Origin of the sequence: Pseudomonas rustica (genome assembly GCF_018336155.1) — a bacterium.
GTDB classification, from domain to species: domain Bacteria; phylum Pseudomonadota; class Gammaproteobacteria; order Pseudomonadales; family Pseudomonadaceae; genus Aquipseudomonas; species Aquipseudomonas rustica.
Map to the genome: position 1 here is coordinate 139,997 of NZ_JAGYHF010000012.1, position 15,655 is coordinate 155,651.

Sequence of the window (15,655 nt, forward strand, 5' to 3'; positions counted from 1 at the left end):
TGTACGCATATTCCATTCGGAGGGGCCGCGTTAATGCCCACCTAAGGATTACCAACTCCCATACGGGATGCCGTACTTCTCAATGTAACTCTTTGACTTTTCACTGACTGGATACGCGTATCGTCCTTGGTTCTTTCCCAGACTTGGCCCCAAAGGTTCGATCTCGGCTTGTGCTTTAGCTACCTTGACAGGACGGTGACATGAGTCACGAACAAACACCTGCACGACTCCCCCAGGAGCCAATCCCAAATAGATAGAGGCGCTGTAGCTAGCCTGTTGCGTTGGCGTTTCTGGGCATCGTTGATTCACCGACGCAACCATCAATTGTCTTGCCTTTTCGGGTACATCTACCCAAACCTGATAGGTTCGCGGCTCAACGATGGACTGCCAACGCACGTAAATGCGTTTGGGCAAATCTGCTCCAGTCACTGCTTTTGTGGCAGCACCCACGGCGTGCCAGCCTCGTGCGGATTCTTTACCGTTTTCCGGTTCCCCACCTGCGGCAGTACCTCCGCCCGTGCGTCTGAATACCTTGCCGTTGATGTCCTCTACGGCACTGTCTTCGACCCATACCTTCATATAGTAAGGCTCGGTAAATCCTAGTTCCCACGAAGAAGACTTAGGATCATTTTTCGCTGAAAATGGATCGGCAGTCTGACATCCACTAGTCAACAACACGCACAGCACCACGATGACATTTCTGATAAAGGAAATCGGATTACCAACTCCCATATGGAATGCCGTACTTGTCGATATAAAGCTGAGCCTTTTCGCTGACAGGGTAAGCATACTGCCCCCCGTTTTTACCCTGCTCCGGCCCTAGCGGCTCTAAGTCCGCTTGTGCTCGAGCAACTTTTACCGGACGTCGACACAAATCCCTCACCCAAACCTGCACAACGCCACCAGGTGCCAATCCCAAATAGACCGATGCCATGAAACGTGCAGTTTTATCAGGTGTTTCCGGGCAACGTTGATGGGTAGATGTCACCATCACTTGCCTCGCCTCTTCAGGGATATCCACCCATGCCCGATAGGTCTTCCGCTCTGGTATCGATTGCCAACGCACAAAAATACGTTTTGGAAGATCTGCGCCGATCACCGGTTTTCCAGTGCCGCCCACACCGATCCATCCACGCGCAGACTCTTTGCCGTCGTTCGGTTCGGCACCACTTGCGTTCCCCCCTCCTGCCCGCAAATAAGTTTTGCCGTTGATGTCTTCCACGGCGCTGTCTTCAACCCAGACATTCATAAAATTGGGTTTGATGAATGCCAATTCCCACCACTCGTATTTCGGGTCATCTTCACCCGATTGTGAGTTTGAGGCCTGACATCCCGAGATAAATAAAGCGCCCAGCAGGGCTACAAGTATTCTCATTTACCAGAGTTTCCAATCAGCTACGTGAGGATGTTGTACACGGACACCATTTTCGGTGGGGGCGTTGATGTACACGGCCCGAAGACCGCTGCCATCTCTTCTACCTAGAGGATGATTCCAATTAGCGGAGGTATGGATGTATTTCAGCCTAAGCAATTGCTCTTCTTCTGGAGTAGTGACGTAATTACCCGTTAAAAATTTGTCGTAGAGACCTTGTAGCTCGCTGGGCACGGCATACTCAGCTCTAGCAGGTATATCGGTAAAGGGAACACCTTTTTCCCTCGCTAGCTGGTGCATCAACTTCAGATACACCGTAGAAAGCTTGCCACTGACGGGCCTCTTGAGCTGAAGCCCCGCGTATACACGTTTTTGCTTCGGCCCCAGTCTGTCCTGGTGATCCATTGGAATGTCGAATGCTTCGGGCGTCACAATTTCCAATAAATGGGCAGGCCATCCGTTGGCTATCCATTGATTCTTTACTTTGGCCGCGTCTCGATAGATTGAGGTGGATGTGACGTCTGTATTGAACGACACCTCAAGTGTTTGCATGGGACTGATCAAAACGCACTCTTCGACCTGATCCAAGTAGCTGCCACCGATGTCCGAATGGACACCGGGGCATGAATACTCCGGATGATCAGGTTTGACTCGGCTCAAAGCGAAGTTTGCCCGGCATTCATCTCGGGCCACCAAGTGAACGACATCTTTGAAGAACCGCCGATCCAGGTACAGTTTTACACCTGGAGCGATTGGGCTTTTCACTCTCCCAAAATTGGTAAAGCCTGCGATGGACGGAACAGTGTCGAACAGCCCTATAAAGCCCATTGTGATGCCGCTTCCGTACTGGGCGACAAACGTACGGCTAAAGTCAGCCTCGTGACTGATGAGCAGTTCCGCCAGCGGCCCTTGTTTTCCCCTTACTACTTCATTCGAAAAGTGACGAGCCGCTGCAGCGCCACGGCTGAAACCGAACGTATCAAAAGTAATGGACGCTATCTCGCTACCTGGATTTTCTTGGATAGCGTCAATAACAATCTGCTTGATGAAGGTGAAAGAAGTCTGCACGCGCCCGGCTACTCCTGTTTCACCACGGCCGGTACCCTGTCCGACCATGCTGTCCTCTTCATTGGCACGGGTACCAATACCCTCGATATAAATGGGGCGAGAAACAGTTTTTAATGACCCGTCGCCTTCTGCAATCGGGGCTTCGTAATACATGTCAGCCAATTTTTTAACATTGGTCGCGCCAGCACCATAACTGCTATCCGGATCCCCCATATACGGTTTGCAACTCGCAGGAATATCCTGCGGCGCAATCGGATGCTGCGCGCCACACAGCAAGCCAGCCGCTGTGTTATTCGCGTTATTACCCGTCCCATCAAAGAAAACCCCAATCCTCAACGCGATCCCGATCTTCTCAGGTTCAGGCGCAGGCGCTTTCCCATATTTCTCATACTCAGCCCAACGCTGGGCATGAATATCGACGGGTTTGGCTTCTTCGTAGCGGTAGTTTTTAGGCGGGTTGGGAACGTATCCACTCATCCATGATTCCTTGTTCTGATCCTTGAAGAACGGCCCGAAGGGTGACAGTCGAGGCCGGGGGGCGCAAGGCGTGGCCCTGTGCCAGCCACCGTGAGACACCGTGTGTCGAGGAGGGTTTCCTCCTCGACCGGATGGCTGGCTATTTAGCGATTTCGACGTTGTCCAGCGCCTGGTTCACGGCGAGTTCGCCGAGCATCACGACCTGGGCGATGCCGAGCAATGTCTTGCGATGCGAGGTGTTCAGCACGGCTGCGAAGTCGTTGAGCATGGTGGTGGCGCTGCCGAGGGATTCGCTTGCGTTGGCCAGCAGTGATTCGGTGTCGTACGCCGGGTTGGCGAGGAACATGGATTCGGGTTCGTTGGTGGTGGCCATGATGTCGGCGGGGCCGAGGTAGTGGTCGAGGGCGCGGTCGGCGGCTTCGTGGAGTTTTTTCGAATCGAGGGATTCGTAAGGGGATGTGGTGTCGGTTGCAGGAGGGTTGGGGGTTACTTTGAACATGGTGAAACTCCTAGTTATTAAAGAGGAGCCTTCACCTTCGCTACCAAACGAAGGGTGGCGGCCACACGCGGGTTGGTAGACCGGTAACTAGGAAACCGGCACACCCGAAGGTGTCCTGCGCATGGCCACCATTGACGACAAACCTGAAGCGGTCTGCGAACGGTGCGCGATGCGACTAGTTATGGCGGGCTACCAAACCCGATCACTGTTTTTCAGTGACCGGCAGACGATAGAGCCCACGCCCTAGACGCACAAGCCGGGCGATTCTGGCTTAGTCGTAGGCAAAGGCGCAAGGCGTTGTAGGGCTTGGGTGGTTACTGGAGGCTTCGGTTAAACAGGTTTGGTTTTTGTTGTTTAGAACGATGGTGTGCGCGGTGTTTTGGGGGATTTTGGATGGTTTGGGATGGCCCTCACCCTGGCCCTTTCCCGGAGGGAGAAGGGGTGTTTGTTTGAGGGTTGGTGACGTGTTGGGATTGGGGGAATGTGGCGGCGTTAAGGTCAAAAGATCGCAGCCTTCGGCAGCTCCTACAGTGGGGTTGCGTTGGGTTTTAGTTGGCTATCCGGAATTGTGCCGGAGTAGATCGGTTCTACCGGGCCGCTGAGGGTGACGTTGCCTTTGCCGTTCCATTGGACGTGAACGCTGCCGCCGTCGCATTCGACTTCGACGTTGTGATCGAGCAGGCCTTTGCGGATGCCATTGACCGCTGCACCGCAGGCGCATGAACCGGAGCCGAGCGGAATACCGCCGTTACGCTCCCAGATTCGTAAGCGAATGTGCTGACGATCAATCACCTGCACGAAGTGCACATTGGTTTTGCGAGGAAACAATGGATTGCTTTCAATCGCCGGGCCAAGCGCGGCGATGTCGAGGCCACTGAGGTCGTCAATGAAATACGTGCAATGCGGATTGCCCATGCTGCACGCGACCGGATTGCCAGGCAGTGGCAATGCAAGCGTTTCGTGTTCCTCGGCCAGCGGAATGTCCATCCAGTGAAAAAGCGGCTCACCCATATCAACCGAGATCAATCCGCTGGACGTGCGTTCGCAATTGAGCAGGCCGCGCGTTGTGCGCAGGGTGATCGATTTTCGGCTGGCCTCGCGCATCAATCGGTCGGCAGCGCCACGGGTTGCGCTGCCGCAAACGTCGAGCACCGAACCATCGGCGTTCCAGAATTCCAGCCGTACATCGGCGTCCGCACAGTCGAGCAGCACGGCGAGTTGGTTGAAGCCGATGCCTCGGTGGCGGTCGCCCAGTCGTTGGGCAATTGCGCTGGTGATCGGGTTGGCGCTGTGACGGGCGTCGACGAGGATGAAGTCGTCGCCGTTGGCGTGCATTTTATGGAAGCTGAGCGGCATCGGTGGCGCCTTGGCTGTGTGTCGTGTGAATGAGGACTGCCCTCACTTTTTGCTGTTGGCCAGATGATGCGCGACCAGTGCGTTGGCGTGGCCGTGGCCCATGCCGTGCTCGGTCTTGAGCCAGGTGACCAGTTCCATGTGCTTTTTGTCGGTGTGGCCGGCGAGCAGGTTGAGCCAGTGGTCGATGGGCTGACCGTAGTTCTTTTCGATGGAGGGGAAGTAGGACGCCGGGCCTTTTACTTTGTTGTCTTCGCTCATGGTGGTGCCTCCCTGTGAATATTCATCAATAAAGCTGCCGAAGAATCTACCTGATTCTGGCGCTTTCAGGCCGCCAGAATCAAAAGATCGCAGCCTTCAACAGCTCCTACACACGATCAAAGTAGGAGCTGCCGAAGGCTGCGATCTTTTGATCTTCAAGGCACCGTCGCTCGAGGCCTCTCGTTTTGCCGATCATTAGTTTCAACTATTGAACGCTGCAACGTCTCCGGAAACGCCACCCACAACAACACCAACGCCACCGCCGCCACCCCCGCCAACGTCAAAAACGCCGCACTGTAACCCGCCGCCTGAACCACAAACCCCGCCAAACTATTACTCAACGCCGCGCCCAATCCAAACACGGTCGACAGCGCGCCCAGACTGACATTGAAGTGCCCGGTACCCAACGTCAGGTCCTTCACCACTACCGGAAACAGCGCCCCGAAAATCCCCGCCCCGATGCCGTCGAGCAATTGCACCGCAACCAGCCAATAAGGGTCATCGGACAAGATGTAGAGCACGCCGCGCAACGGCAAGATCATGAAGCCAGCGAGCAGCAGCGGTTTGCGTCCCCAGACATCGGCCTTGGCCCCGACCAGCAACGCGACTGGCACCATGACCAATTGCGCCGCGACGATGCAGGCCGAGGTCAATGGCGTGGCCATCTGCAGATTGGCCTGCGCGAGTTTCTGGCTCACCAGCGGCAACATCGCAGCATTCGCCAAGTGGAACAACGCACAGCAAATGGCGAACAACAGCAGCGGTCTGTTTTTGAGCAACGCCGTCAGCCCCGACGGTTGCGTGGCGTGCCCTGCTCCGCCGGGATCGAGGCCCCGCGCGACGTCGTGGTCGATAGCTTTGGGCGAAACGAAAGAGACGGCGATGACGCTGGCAATCGCCATCGCCGCCATCAGATAGAACACCGCGACCGGGCCGAACAGGTAGGCGAACACCCCGGCCAACAATGCCGCGCAGGCGTTGCCGGCGTGGTTGAACGTTTCGTTGCGCCCGGTGCGGCGGGTGAAGGCGCGCGGGCCGGTAATGCCGAGGGTGATCGCGGAAATAGCCGGGGCAAAAATCGAAGCGGCGACGGCGCTGAGGGCTTGGGTCAACGCGACCAGGCTGAAGGACGTCACGAACGGCAGCAGCAGACAACTGCCTGTCACCAGCAGCGCCGCAATCGCAATGATCGCCCGTTTGCGCCGGGTGTTATCGACCAACGCACCCGCCGGCGTTTGCGTGACGAGCGCGGCGATGCCGGCGATGGTCATGACCAGTCCGATGCTCGCCGGATCCCAGTGATGCACCGCCAGCAGGTAAATCGCCAGATAGGGGCCGAGCCCGTCGCGTACGTCCGCGAGGAAAAAGTTGAGGCTGTCGAGCGACAGGTTGTTGCGACGATCGAGGTGTGTGGCCACGGGCAGCGTCTTCAATGTTCGAGGTCGTGGGAATTGAATCAACCTCCGCTGAGTGAGTGACCTGCGGCGCGAGAACTTAGTTGCATGGGCCGGCGGCGAGCAGCCGGCCGGGCGAGTTCAGATAGAACGCTGATTCACGCGATTCATGAGTTGCTCGGCGCTTTCTTTGCGTTCGGAATAGCGGTCGACCAGATGCGTTTGTTGGCCACGCAGCAACAGCGTGAATTTCACCAGTTCTTCCATCACATCGACGACGCGGTCGTAGAACGGTGAAGGTTTCATTCGCCCGGCGTCGTCGAATTCCATGTAGGCCTTCGGCACCGAGGATTGGTTGGGGATGGTGAACATGCGCATCCAGCGGCCCAATACGCGCAATTGGTTGACCACGTTGAACGACTGCGAACCGCCGCAGACTTGCATCACCGCGAGGGTTTTGCCTTGGGTCGGGCGCACGGCGCCGAGTTCCAGCGGGATCCAGTCGATTTGTGCCTTGAACACGGCGGACATGGCGCCGTGACGTTCCGGCGAGCACCAGACCTGGCCTTCCGACCACAGCACCAGATCACGCAGCTCTTGTACTTTCGGATGATCGACGGGGACGTCATCGGGCAACGGCAATCCGGAGGGATTGAAGATGCGTGTTTCGGCGCCGAAGTGTTCGAGCAGGCGTGCGGCCTCTTCGACCAGCAAGCGGCTGAAGGAGCGCTCGCGGGTCGAGCCGTAGAGCAGCAGGATGCGCGGCTTGTGTTCGCCTGGGGTCGAGGGTTTGACGTCGTCGAACAGGCTTGGGTCGAGGTTGGGCAAATGGTCGGACATGGGTTCTCCTTAGAGCGCGCCGATGCGGTCAAGCTCGCGTTGCAGTTGCTCGCGGCTGAGTCGGGCGAAGGGCAATTCGAGGAAGGTTTGGCAGCGCAGTTCGATGCGCGCGAGGGTGGCGTGGAAAGCGGCGTTGATCGCGGCTTCGTCGCCGCTGACTTCGGACGGATCTTCCAGTCCCCAATGGGCTTTGAGGGCCGGGCCGAAGTACACCGGACAGGTCTCGCCAGCGGCTTTGTCGCAGACGGTGATGACGATGTCGGGCGGGTTATCTTCGAAGGCGTCGTTGCCTTTGCTGTGCAGGCCGTCGATGGCGATGCCGGCCTGTTGCAGCGTGGTCAGACTGCGCGGCAGCACCTGCCCTTTCGGGAAACTGCCAGCGCTGACGGCTGCGAATCCGGCGGGTGCCAGATGATTGAACAGGGCTTCTGAGAGAATGCTGCGGCAGCTGTTGGCCGTGCACATAAACAGGATTCGCATGGGTTGCTCCGGTAGAAGATTCAGCAGCAAGCGGCGTCGCGCACGGGACGGCCATCCATGTTGTGCAGGCGTGCGGCGTTGTCCTTGAGCCACTCGGTGTTGGCCTTGGCCGTCACTTGCAGGATGTCGCCAATCCACGCCGGCAGATCCGGATTGAGGCGGTAATAGACCCATTGGCCCTGACGGCGATCGAGCAACAGACCGTTGCTGCGCAGTTGCGCGAGGTGGCGGCTGATTTTGGGCTGGCTGTCATCGAGCGCACACATCAGCTCGCAGACGCAGAGCTCACCTTGACTGGCGATCAACAGAATGGCGCGGACACGGGTTTCATCGGCCAGGCTTTTGAAGACTTCGGTGGGGCTGATCATCGGGCGGGCTCGATACATATGGAAAATCGAATATACGGATTTCCATATATTAATCAACCCAGATCAAAAGATCGCAGCCTTCGGCAGCTCCTACACCAATCTCTGTAGGAGCTGCCGCAGGCTGCGATCTTTTGATTTTCAAAGGTTAAGCAACAACCCCTGCTCCGCCTCACACAACCCCACCACATAGTCCCAAACCACCCGCAGCCGCACCGACTTGTGCAGCTCCCGCCGAGTGCTGATCCAGTAGCTGCGCTCGATGCTTTCATCCGGCAGTAACGGCACAAGATCAGGATCCGACGCCGCCATGTAGCAAGGCAACACCGCAATCCCTAACCCCGACCGCGCCGCTTCCTGCTGGGCGATGACGCTGGTGCTGTGAAACACCACCCGAGGGCTGCGGCAGAAGCTGTTGAGGAACATCAGTTCCTGGCTGAACAGCAAATCGTCGACATAACCGATCCACGCATGCCTTCCCAAATCCTCACGGCTGTTCAATGGCGGCGCCTTGTCGAGGTAGCTTTGGCTGGCATAAAGCGCCAATCGATAATCGGTGAGTTTGCGCGTGACCAGCATGTCCGCCGCCGGCCGTTCCAGATGAATACTGATCTCCGCCTCGCGGTTAAGAATGCTGACAAATCGCGGCACGGCGACCAGTTCCACTTCCAGTCCCGGATAGCGCTCGAACAAGCCGATCATGCGGCTGGCGAGGAATTTGATGCCGAGCCCCTCAGTCACGCCGACGCGAATCTTGCCCAGCGGCGCCGTCGATTGAGTGATCTCTTCCTGCGCCAGCAACGCCACGTTCTCCATCGCCTCCGCATGCTTGAGCAGCGCCTCCCCCGCCGGGGTCATTTCATAACCTTGCGCGTGCTGGACAAACAACGCAGTGCCGAGGCTTTTTTCGATGGCTTCGATGTGGCGGGCGACAGTGGCGTGGGTGGTGTTGAGGCGCCGGGCGGCGGTGAGCAGGCGGCCGCTGCGTTGCAGTTCGAGAAAAAACCGCAGGTCGTTCCAGTCGAACATGCTGTGTCCTTGTCGGCTATTGTCTAGTGAGGCTGTTTAAAAACGCACAGCGGCTGCGCAAAAACTAACATTCTTTTGACGAAAGCTAACAACTAGAGTGTCCGACAACAAAAACAATAAGTGAGGTCAGCGAATGCAGACTTCCCTCGATGAATTCGACTACATCGTGGTCGGCGCCGGCCCCGCCGGGTGCTTGCTGGCCAATCGGCTGTCGGCTGATCCGCAGCAGCGCGTTTTGCTGCTCGAAGCCGGCGGACGCGACAACTATGCGTGGATTCACATTCCTGTGGGTTACCTGTTCTGCATCGGTAATCCGCGCACCGACTGGTGCTTCAAAACCGAACAACAAGCCGGCCTCAATGGCCGCGCGCTGAGCTATCCGCGCGGCAAAGTGCTGGGCGGCTGCTCGTCGATCAACGGCATGATTTACATGCGCGGCCAGGCCAACGACTACGACGGCTGGGCGGCCGAGGGCAATCCGGGCTGGGCCTGGAACGACGTGCTGCCGCTGTTCAAACAGAGCGAAAACCACTATGCCGGCGCCGCTGATTTTCACGGTGCCAAGGGCGAATGGCGGGTCGAACAACAGCGCTTGTCGTGGCCGATTCTCGATGCGTTTCGCAGTGCGGCGGAACAGAGCGGCATCGCCAGCATCGACGACTTCAATCAGGGCGACAACGAGGGGTGCGGCTACTTTCAGGTCAATCAGAAATCCGGCGTGCGCTGGAACGCGGCGAAGGCGTTTCTGAAACCGGTACGCGACCGGGCGAACCTGACGGTGCTGACCGGGGTTGAGGTGGATCGTGTTCTGCTGGAGAACGGTCGCGCTTCAAAAGTCAGTGCGCGGCATGAAGGCCAGGTCAAACAGTTCAAGGCGCGCAAAGAGATCGTGTTGTGCGCGGGATCGGTCGGTTCGCCGAGCATTTTGCAGCGCTCCGGGATTGGCCCGCGACCGCTGCTGGAACGCCTTGGTATCGGCGTGATTCATGAGTTGCCGGGCGTCGGCGGCAACCTGCAGGATCACCTGCAACTGCGGCTGATCTACAAGCTGGAAAACGCGCGCACCCTGAATCAAATCGCCGGCAGTGTGTGGGGCAAGATGGGCATGGGTTTGCGTTATCTGTATGACCGCAGCGGGCCGCTGTCGATGGCGCCGAGTCAGTTGGGCGCGTTTGCGCGCTCGGGGCCGGAGCAGACCTCGGCGAATCTGGAATATCACGTGCAGCCGCTGTCGCTGGAGCGCTTTGGCGAGCCGTTGCACAGCTTTCCCGCGTTTACTGCTTCTGTCTGCGATCTGCGTCCGCAGAGTCGTGGGCGCATCGACATTCGTTCGGCGGATCCGCGGGAAGCGCCGCTGATTCAACCCAACTACCTTAGTCATCCAGAGGATTTGCGTGTGGCGGCGGATGCGATTCGGCTGACCCGGCGCATCGTCAGCGCCCCTGCCTTGCAAGCCTTCAAACCGGTCGAGTATTTGCCGGGTGCGAGTTTGCAAAGTGAAGAAGAATTGCAGCAAGCGGCAGCGACGATTGGCACGACGATTTTCCACCCGGTCGGCACGTGTCGGATGGGTAACGACGGTGACTCGGTGGTGGATGCGCAACTACGCGTCCACGGCGTGCCCGGATTGCGCATCGCCGACGCCTCGATCATGCCGCGCATCACCTCGGGCAACACCTGTTCGCCTACGCTGATGATTGCCGAGAAAGCGGCACAACTCATTCTCAACCCCAACACCAGGAGCAGCACCGCAAAACCGGAACTGGCCCAAACCCTGTAGGAGCTGCCGAAGGCTGCGATCTTTTGACTTTGAATTTTTGAAATCAAAACCAAGATCAAAAGATCGCAGCCTGCGGCAGCTCCTACAGGGATATGCGTTTGATTCATGGACATCGAGCATCAGTGGAACAACAAAAACAATCACTGTGAGGGATACCGATATGTCAGAACACGCTCAGCCGCTGGCCGCTGCGAGCAGCGCCACAACCAGCAACGACACACAAAAAGTCATCTTCGCTTCATCACTGGGGACGGTGTTCGAGTGGTATGACTTCTTCCTCTACGGCGCCCTCGCGGCGGTAATCAGCAAGCAGTTTTTCGCCGGGGTCAACGACACCACGGCGTTCATCTTTGCGCTGATGGCGTTCGCCGCAGGCTTTATCGTGCGGCCGTTCGGGGCGCTGGTGTTCGGTCGGTTGGGGGACATGATCGGGCGTAAATATACCTTCCTCGCGACGATCATTTTGATGGGCGTGGCGACGTTCTGCGTCGGCCTGCTGCCGACCTACGCCAGCATCGGCATCGCCGCGCCGATCATTCTGGTGGTGCTGCGTATGCTCCAGGGCCTGGCGCTCGGCGGTGAATACGGCGGCGCGGCGACCTACGTGGCGGAGCACGCGCCGATCGGTAAACGCGGTTTCCACACCAGCTGGATTCAGTCCACCGCGACCCTCGGCCTGTTGCTGTCGTTGCTCGTCGTGCTCGGTTGCCGCTACTTTACCGGCGATCAGTTCGAAGTGTGGGGCTGGCGCATTCCGTTCCTGCTGTCGATCGTGCTGCTGGGCATTTCCACCTGGATTCGCCTGAGCCTGCACGAGTCGCCGGCCTATCTGAAAATGAAAGAAGAAGGCAAAACCTCGAAAGCGCCGATCCGCGAATCCTTCGGCAAATGGGAAAACCTCAAAGTCGTATTGATCGCGCTGTTCAGCATCAACGCCGGGCAAGCGGTGACCTTCTACGCGGCGCAGTTCTACGTGCTGTTCTTCCTCACCCAGTTCCTGAAAATGGATCCGGCGGTGGCCAACACCTTGCTGATTATCAGCGTGGTGATCGGTGCGCCGTTCTTCATCATTTTCGGCTGGCTGTCGGACAAGGTCGGGCGCAAACCGGTGCTGATGCTCGGCCTGCTGCTGGCGACGGCGCTGTACTTCCCGATCTTCAAATCGCTGGCGCACTACGCCAACCCGGCCATCGATCAGGCCAGCCGTCAGGCGCCGATCACGGTGATGGCGGATCCGGCGACCTGCACTTTCCAGTTCGATCCGGTCGGCAAGGCGAAATTCGACAGTCCGTGCGACAAGGCGAAAACCTTCCTGGTCAAGCAAGGCCTGCCCTACTCCAGCGTCGCTGCGCCGGCTGGCAGTGCGATACAAATCAGCGTCGGTGACGTGAAGCTCGACGGCTACGACGAAGCCGCTTTGCGCGGCGCGATCACCCTCGCCGGCTACCCGCAACAGGCCGATGCGCAACAGATCAACAAGCCGATGATTGTCGCGCTGATCGTGGCGCTGATCATTATTTCGGCCATGTGTTACGGGCCGCTGGCGGCGCTGATGGTTGAGTTGTTCCCGACGCGCATCCGCTACACCTCGATGTCGCTGCCTTATCACATCGGCAATGGCTGGTTCGGCGGGTTTCTGCCGACGGTGTCGTTTGCGTTGGTGGTGTACACCGGGGATATCTTTTATGGGCTGTGGTACCCGGTGTTGATTACCGGCGTGAGCCTGGTGGTGGGGATGATCTTTTTGCGTGAGACCAAAAACATCGACCTCGATAAAAACTAACCCCACCCATTATTTCCCAGTAGAAAGAAAACCTGTGGCGAGGGGATTTATCCCCGCTGGGTTGCGAAGCAGCCCCAAAAACCTGCAACCAAGGTGTACCTGACACACCGAGTTGAAGGCATTGGGGCTGCTTCGCAACCCATCGGGGATGAATCCCCTCACCACAGGGGCTCAGCTCGGCCATCGCGTTTCGCGCCCACCCGCCAAATCTCGTCTACGATAACCCTCACCCTTTTTAATCCCTGCGGCGCAGGACTGCGTTGGTGACGTGGGGTCGAATCGAGCACTCCATCATGCCCGCCTCCCGCTTCGCCCTCGCGCAAACCACCATCACCCTCGACGCCCGTCCTGATCGCCTCGACCTGCGCGACCGGATCTTCACCGCGCGCGTGCAATCACTGCCCGCCTCGTTCCCGGCAGACACTGAAGTCAGCAGCCAACTGGCCGATTATCTCGGCCGCGAAATGGTGCTGTACCAAGGCAAGGAAGGCGCCTGCACCGGCTTCGGCCTGTCCGCCGTGATCAACTATTTGCTGTGGCGCCGCGATCGCGATTCGGTGAAAACCAGCCCGCGTCAGCTCTACCATTTGGCCAAGCTCTACGACGAATGGCCTGGCGAGGATTACGCCGGTTCCAGTTGCCGTGGCGCGCTCAAAGGCTGGCACAAGCACGGCGTCTGCGAGAAAAGTCTGTGGCCCTACACCGTCGCCGCCGACGGCTCGGTGCCGGACTTTGAAGCCCCCGCGCCGAACTGGGCGGAAGACGCCGTCACTCGCCCGCTCGGGGTTTATTACCGTGTGGAAAAAGACGACATCACGTCGATGATGGCGGCGCTCTACGAAACCGGCGCGCTGTACGTGTCGGCCAATGTCCATTCCGGTTGGGCGCTGAAACCCAAGGCCAACACCAAAGCCTTCCAGAGCACGGCGCAGTTGCCGGTGATCAAATGGAACGCCAAGCCTCAGGGCGGCCACGCCTTCGCGTTGATCGGCTACACCCATGATGGTTTTATCGTGCAGAACTCCTGGTCCACCGATTGGGGTTACTCGGGTTTTGCGATTCTCACCTACGAGGACTGGCTGGCCAACGGCACCGATGCCTGGGCCGTCGGCCTCGGTGTGCCAATCAGACACGGCGCGATTTCACGCAATGCGCGGCCCGATAAAGCGCAGGGAGAATCGGTGTTCCGCGATGCCTTGCCGACCTCCAGCGCCAAGCGTGAAGGTGTCTCGCTGTTCTCCGCTGAAGCACCGACAGCCGCCCGCAAAGGCCCGGCCGCGCTGACCAACGATCAGGCTTACGGGCTGACCATCGTCATGGAAAACAACGGCAGCATCGGCCCACGCTTGACCGATGTGGAAAACGTGCGCGCCGCCGTTGCGCGCATCGTCCGCGAATCGCCCAAAGCCTGGTTCGACAAACTCCCCGCCGGGCAAAAACCGAAAATTCTGCGCATCGCGATCTACGCCCACGGCGGGCTCAACTCGGAGCAGGATTCGATCAAACGCATTTGCGCGATGGCGCCGTACTTCCTCGAAAACGGCGTCTATCCGCTGTTCATCACTTGGCGCACCGGGGTGCTGGAGACGCTGGCCGACATCGTCAAAGATGCCCTGCCCGGCCTGTTTCCAGATTCAGGTGGCTTGGGCGACGTGTTCAAAGTGATCAAGGACAAAGCCACCGAAGGTCTGGATCGCACGGTGGAAATGGCCACGAAAAAACTCGGTGGCGATCAATGGAGCCAGATGAAGCAGAACGCCGAGGCCGCGTCGGTGGCCGGATTCACCCCGCGCGGGCTGATTGAAACGGCTGATAACCTGAAAAAACTCACGGCGGATGTCGGCGCCGACAAGATCGAATTGCACCTGATCGGCCACTCCGCCGGCTCGCTGATTAATGGCCACCTGATCCAGTTGCTCTGGGCGAGAGGCCTGACGATTGCGACTTCAACGCTGCTCGCGCCAGCCTGCACGCTCGACTTCGCCAACTCGACCTTCCGCAAAGTCATCGAGGGCGGCGGCCTCAAGCGCAAGGACTTCCACCTGCACATGATGTCGGACAACCGCGAGCAGGATGACAACGTCATCGGTATCTATCACAAGTCGCTGCTCTATCTGGTGTCGCGCTCCTATGAAGAATTGCAGCGCATGCCGTTGTTGGGCATGGCCAAGAGTCTCGACGGCGCGTATCAGGACTTCAGCAAACCTGATTTGTGCGAGTGGAACATCGCCGCGCAGGACATGACCGTGCAATGGAACAATTTCTACTGGGGCAACAAAATCCCCACAGGTTTTGCCCTGACCGGCAACGGCTTGAGTGCAGAGTCGGCGAAAACCCTGCACCTCTACAACGACGTGAAAATGACCTATGGGCCGGGCACTAAAGCAGACACCTCGCACGGTGGTTTTGATAATGACTTGAACGCGATGACCACCACGCTGAAGACGATTCTGCGGCTCGGCCCCGATGCGAAACTGGATCAGCCATTTATCGACCTGAACTACTAGGGCTCGGCCTTGATCACTTCGAACTTCACTTGATCGGGGTAGAACGCCACGTAATCGCGGATCGGCGCGACCGAGACTTTCGGGTTTTCGTATGTCCACACGGCGTTGGCGCCTTCGTGCCCGGGGATTTGCAGGCTGAAATAACTGGCGTCGCCCTTGTATGGGCAATAACTGGTGTGGTCGGTGCGGGCGAAATATTTTTCGTCGATGTCTTCGCGGGGGACGTAATAGACCGGCGGGTAATTGGCTTCGTTGAGGATCAGCACGTGTGAGGAAGCGGCGACCTGGATGCCGTGGAATTTCACCAGCAGGCAACCGACGAGTTGTTCGAGGTTGATGACAGGGCTGGGGCCGGAGGTTTTCATGGGGGTTTCTCCTGAGGACTGCGAAGAGACCGGTTCAGGTATAGCCCAAGTGATGTGGTTGCGGGTGGTTGACAGCCGAACG

At 58.3% G+C, this 15,655-nt stretch carries 15 protein-coding genes; 3 read left to right on the forward strand and 12 right to left on the reverse strand.

Features of this window, described 5'->3' with window-relative positions; translation table 11 throughout:
- Nucleotides 1-48: 48 nt before the first annotated feature.
- The 11 genes from KFS80_RS22245 to KFS80_RS22295 form a co-directional block, all read right to left on the reverse strand.
- Nucleotides 49-732, reverse strand: coding sequence for a DUF2931 family protein (locus KFS80_RS22245; RefSeq protein ID WP_212545931.1), 684 nt, complete (start codon nt 730-732; stop codon nt 49-51).
- Entirely contained in the window at nt 719-1,375 is a 657-nt protein-coding gene (locus tag KFS80_RS22250) for a DUF2931 family protein (protein ID WP_212545932.1), read from the reverse strand. The genes KFS80_RS22245 and KFS80_RS22250 overlap by 14 nt, the downstream gene beginning before the upstream one ends.
- Nucleotides 1,376-2,917, reverse strand: a complete 1,542-nt coding sequence (locus KFS80_RS22255) for a DUF2235 domain-containing protein (protein ID WP_053120993.1) — start codon at nt 2,915-2,917, stop codon at nt 1,376-1,378.
- A 139-nt stretch (nt 2,918-3,056) separates the two neighbouring features.
- Nucleotides 3,057-3,416: a DUF6124 family protein gene (locus KFS80_RS22260; protein ID WP_212545933.1), complete on the reverse strand. Its 360-nt coding sequence runs from the start codon at nt 3,414-3,416 to the stop codon at nt 3,057-3,059.
- Nucleotides 3,417-3,941: 525 nt separating this feature from the next.
- Entirely contained in the window at nt 3,942-4,772 is an 831-nt protein-coding gene (dapF, locus tag KFS80_RS22265) for a diaminopimelate epimerase (protein WP_212545934.1), read from the reverse strand.
- Between the two features lie 42 nt (nt 4,773-4,814).
- Nucleotides 4,815-5,030, reverse strand: coding sequence for a DUF4287 domain-containing protein (locus KFS80_RS22270; RefSeq protein WP_212545935.1), 216 nt, complete (start codon nt 5,028-5,030; stop codon nt 4,815-4,817).
- Between the two features lie 155 nt (nt 5,031-5,185).
- Nucleotides 5,186-6,448 (reverse strand): MFS transporter, encoded by a 1,263-nt coding sequence (locus KFS80_RS22275; protein WP_212545936.1) that lies wholly within the window; start codon nt 6,446-6,448, stop codon nt 5,186-5,188.
- A 117-nt stretch (nt 6,449-6,565) separates the two neighbouring features.
- A complete protein-coding gene (gene arsH, locus KFS80_RS22280) occupies nt 6,566-7,264 on the reverse strand; it encodes an arsenical resistance protein ArsH (RefSeq protein ID WP_212545937.1) in 699 nt (232 codons plus the stop codon).
- Between the two features lie 9 nt (nt 7,265-7,273).
- On the reverse strand, nt 7,274-7,744 hold the full coding sequence (locus tag KFS80_RS22285; RefSeq protein ID WP_212545938.1) for an arsenate reductase ArsC: 471 nt from the start codon (nt 7,742-7,744) through the stop codon (nt 7,274-7,276).
- Between the two features lie 20 nt (nt 7,745-7,764).
- Nucleotides 7,765-8,112 carry a metalloregulator ArsR/SmtB family transcription factor gene (locus KFS80_RS22290; protein WP_212545939.1) on the reverse strand — a complete coding sequence of 116 codons (348 nt, stop codon included), beginning with the start codon at nt 8,110-8,112 and terminating at the stop codon, nt 7,765-7,767.
- A gap of 138 nt (nt 8,113-8,250) precedes the next feature.
- On the reverse strand, nt 8,251-9,138 hold the full coding sequence (locus KFS80_RS22295) for a LysR family transcriptional regulator (RefSeq protein WP_212545940.1): 888 nt from the start codon (nt 9,136-9,138) through the stop codon (nt 8,251-8,253).
- A gap of 133 nt (nt 9,139-9,271) precedes the next feature.
- On the opposite strand from KFS80_RS22295, the gene KFS80_RS22300 reads away from it, so the two are divergent.
- From KFS80_RS22300 to KFS80_RS22310, 3 genes are all read left to right on the forward strand, one after another.
- The gene (locus KFS80_RS22300; protein WP_212545941.1) at nt 9,272-10,918 is read left to right on the forward strand and encodes a GMC family oxidoreductase; all 1,647 of its coding nucleotides are present in this window, start codon (nt 9,272-9,274) and stop codon (nt 10,916-10,918) included.
- Between the two features lie 160 nt (nt 10,919-11,078).
- Complete coding sequence (locus KFS80_RS22305) at nt 11,079-12,701, forward strand: MFS transporter (protein ID WP_053121012.1); 1,623 nt, start codon at nt 11,079-11,081, stop codon at nt 12,699-12,701.
- Between the two features lie 293 nt (nt 12,702-12,994).
- Nucleotides 12,995-15,208, forward strand: coding sequence for a C1 family peptidase (locus tag KFS80_RS22310; RefSeq protein WP_212545942.1), 2,214 nt, complete (start codon nt 12,995-12,997; stop codon nt 15,206-15,208).
- Here KFS80_RS22310 and KFS80_RS22315 read toward each other — a convergent pair.
- Nucleotides 15,205-15,573: a DUF427 domain-containing protein gene (locus KFS80_RS22315; protein ID WP_159815188.1), complete on the reverse strand. Its 369-nt coding sequence runs from the start codon at nt 15,571-15,573 to the stop codon at nt 15,205-15,207. The two genes, KFS80_RS22310 and KFS80_RS22315, sit on opposite strands and share 4 nt — an antisense overlap.
- Between the last annotated feature and the right edge of the window lie 82 nt (nt 15,574-15,655).

Coding starts and splice junctions, on each gene's coding strand:
- KFS80_RS22270 (WP_212545935.1), bottom strand. CDS start 5,030: ATGAGCGAAGACAACAAAGTAAAAGGCCCGGCGTCCTACTTCCCCTCC.
- dapF (WP_212545934.1), bottom strand. CDS start 4,772: ATGCCGCTCAGCTTCCATAAAATGCACGCCAACGGCGACGACTTCATC.
- KFS80_RS22310 (WP_212545942.1), top strand. CDS start 12,995: ATGCCCGCCTCCCGCTTCGCCCTCGCGCAAACCACCATCACCCTCGAC.
- KFS80_RS22245 (WP_212545931.1), bottom strand. CDS start 732: ATGGGAGTTGGTAATCCGATTTCCTTTATCAGAAATGTCATCGTGGTG.
- KFS80_RS22290 (WP_212545939.1), bottom strand. CDS start 8,112: ATGATCAGCCCCACCGAAGTCTTCAAAAGCCTGGCCGATGAAACCCGT.
- arsH (WP_212545937.1), bottom strand. CDS start 7,264: ATGTCCGACCATTTGCCCAACCTCGACCCAAGCCTGTTCGACGACGTC.
- KFS80_RS22255 (WP_053120993.1), bottom strand. CDS start 2,917: ATGAGTGGATACGTTCCCAACCCGCCTAAAAACTACCGCTACGAAGAA.
- KFS80_RS22315 (WP_159815188.1), bottom strand. CDS start 15,573: ATGAAAACCTCCGGCCCCAGCCCTGTCATCAACCTCGAACAACTCGTC.
- KFS80_RS22300 (WP_212545941.1), top strand. CDS start 9,272: ATGCAGACTTCCCTCGATGAATTCGACTACATCGTGGTCGGCGCCGGC.
- KFS80_RS22295 (WP_212545940.1), bottom strand. CDS start 9,138: ATGTTCGACTGGAACGACCTGCGGTTTTTTCTCGAACTGCAACGCAGC.
- KFS80_RS22305 (WP_053121012.1), top strand. CDS start 11,079: ATGTCAGAACACGCTCAGCCGCTGGCCGCTGCGAGCAGCGCCACAACC.
- KFS80_RS22285 (WP_212545938.1), bottom strand. CDS start 7,744: ATGCGAATCCTGTTTATGTGCACGGCCAACAGCTGCCGCAGCATTCTC.
- KFS80_RS22250 (WP_212545932.1), bottom strand. CDS start 1,375: ATGAGAATACTTGTAGCCCTGCTGGGCGCTTTATTTATCTCGGGATGT.
- KFS80_RS22260 (WP_212545933.1), bottom strand. CDS start 3,416: ATGTTCAAAGTAACCCCCAACCCTCCTGCAACCGACACCACATCCCCT.